This window comes from Acinetobacter sp. 24-47-66, from assembly GCF_056779755.1.
Map to the genome: position 1 here is coordinate 1 of NZ_JBWYIL010000037.1, position 598 is coordinate 598.

The window sequence follows — 598 nt, forward strand, 5'->3', positions numbered from 1 at the left end:
TACCGTAAATCTGCACGTAACTTTGGTCCAATTATGGCCATGGCAGCAGATATCACCATCGCACAAGTATCAGAAGTCGTGGAACTCGGTGCCTTAGATCCTGAACACATCATCACCCCAGGGATCTTTGTACAACACGTTGTACAAGTTCAACCTGCACAGTAATTTGAGATTGGAGAAATACAATGAGTTATCAAAAATTAACCCGTGATCAAATTGCTGAACGTGTTGCACAAGATATTCCTGATGGTGCTTATGTCAACCTTGGCATTGGTTTACCGACGAAAATCTCGAGTTACTTACCTGCTGACAAAGATGTCTTTTTACATTCTGAAAATGGTTTATTGGCCTTTGGTCCACCCCCTGCGGAAGAAGACCGTGACCCTGAGTTAATTAACGCGGGTAAAGAGTTTGTAACCCTGCTAGAAGGCGGAGCTTTCTTCCATCATGGTGATTCATTTGCCATGATGCGTGGTGGTCATTTAGACATCGCGGTACTGGGTGCTTTCCAAGTCGCTGAAAATGGTGATCTTGCAAACTGGCATACCGGTGCACCTGATGCCATCCCTGCTGTGGGTGGTGCAATGGACTTAGCCGT

At 45.7% G+C, this 598-nt stretch carries 2 protein-coding genes; both read left to right on the forward strand.

Annotated features, from left to right (window positions below; translation table 11 throughout):
• Positions 1–165, forward strand: a 165-nt coding sequence (locus AC1M84_RS14245; protein WP_481595231.1) for a CoA-transferase, incomplete at its 5' end; no start/stop codon positions are given.
• A 20-nt stretch (positions 166–185) separates the two neighbouring features.
• Positions 186–598, forward strand: a 413-nt coding sequence (locus tag AC1M84_RS14250) for a CoA-transferase (protein ID WP_481595230.1), incomplete at its 3' end; no start/stop codon positions are given.